1 pseudogene is annotated in these 584 nt (G+C 79.3%); it reads left to right on the top strand.

The window, feature by feature from the left end:
• A pseudogene (locus F6X68_RS33015) lies at positions 1-579 on the top strand (DNA polymerase Y family protein); the annotation flags it as partial.
• Positions 580-584: the final 5 nt, after the last annotated feature.

Raw genomic sequence — 584 nt, 5'->3', positions numbered from 1 at the left:
CGCCCGACGGCGGGCATCATCCGGCTGCGGCTGGTCCCGGACGGGGTGGTCGCACAGGCCGGCCTGCAACCCGGCCTGTGGGGGGAGACCGGCGAGGAGCGGGAGCGGGCGCACCGGGCGTTGAGCCGGGTGCAGGGCATCCTCGGCCCCGAGGCGGTCGTCACCGCGGTGCTCGGCGGCGGGCGCTCACCGGCCGACCAGGTGCGCCTGGTGCCGTGGGGCGACGAACGCCTTCCGGCCCGGCCCGTCCCGCCGCCGTGGCCGGGCCGCCTGCCGCCACCAGCACCGGCCGTGGTGCTGCCCGACCCGCTCGCCGCGGTCGTGCACGACGCCGCCGGCACACCGGTCGAGGTCAGCGCGCGGCTCCAGGTCAGCGCCGAGCCGGCCCGGCTGACCGTGGGCGCTGCCCGGCCGGTCGAGATCGTCGGCTGGGCCGGCCCCTGGCCGGTCGACGAGCGCTGGTGGGCGCCGTCCGAGGCCCGCCGCCGGGCCCGGTTCCAGGTCTGCCTGGCCGACGGTACGGCCCTGCTGCTCGCCGTCGAGGCCGGGCGGTGGCTGGTGGAGGCGATCTATGACTGAGCGCC

The sequence above is a fragment of the Micromonospora sp. AMSO12t genome, from assembly GCF_008806585.1.
Taxonomy (GTDB): Bacteria; Actinomycetota; Actinomycetes; order Mycobacteriales; family Micromonosporaceae; genus Micromonospora; species Micromonospora reichwaldensis.
Note: the sequence above shows the minus strand (reverse complement) of the source record. Positions and strands in the feature narration are given on the sequence as shown.